We start from the raw sequence: 592 nt of genomic DNA, 5'->3' as shown, positions 1-592 counted from the left end.
TATTAGGGCTATACGAAATAAACAATTTCATCTTATGTGATTCAATTATAATAGTAAGACCATGAATTTGCATTTTGTGAATAACTCCTGGAGAAAATAACATAGCACCACCTTGCGATAATGTTTCATAGATAATTTTAGAAATTTCTTGCAACCTATATTAGGTGGTAAGTTTATATTCTGAATAATAAATTTGCCAATGGGATTTATGGTAATGGAAACTCTCAAGTTACATATTAGAAATTATTAAATTTATTAATTATTATTCCGTATCCTCCACCAATTGTGGCCAATAGAAAAATTGTCACAAATATTTTTAGTATAGTAGGGTTTGTAATTTGCGTAAATGAAAGTTTACCCCAAAATTGTATTATTCCTTCACTCCATTTTTTTGCAGCACCCATGAAGAGTGTCCAATACCAGATGCATATTGTAATCAGCAAGAAGACTTCATAGATTACAAAATCTGTTTTATGTAATTTTATTAGCGTTTCAATCATGGATTCCTAACGCCGGCTGTTGAGCCGCGAGACTCGCAAGGATGAAAGCGCTATAGCGATTTTATCCTGAGAATCGCAGTCGGCTCGAACGC

The 592-nt window shown here is 33.1% G+C and carries 1 protein-coding gene; it reads right to left on the bottom strand.

All coding sequences use genetic code 11. From position 1 onward, the window contains the following. Positions 1 to 236: 236 nt before the first annotated feature. Complete coding sequence (locus GY791_01390) at positions 237 to 404, bottom strand: hypothetical protein (protein MCP4327078.1); 168 nt, start codon at positions 402 to 404, stop codon at positions 237 to 239. Positions 405 to 592: the final 188 nt, after the last annotated feature.

The organism is Alphaproteobacteria bacterium (genome assembly GCA_024244705.1).
Classification (GTDB): domain Bacteria; phylum Pseudomonadota; class Alphaproteobacteria; order JAAEOK01; family JAAEOK01; genus JAAEOK01.
The sequence above is the reverse complement of the archived record's forward strand: the minus strand, read 5'-3'. Positions and strand labels throughout refer to the sequence as shown.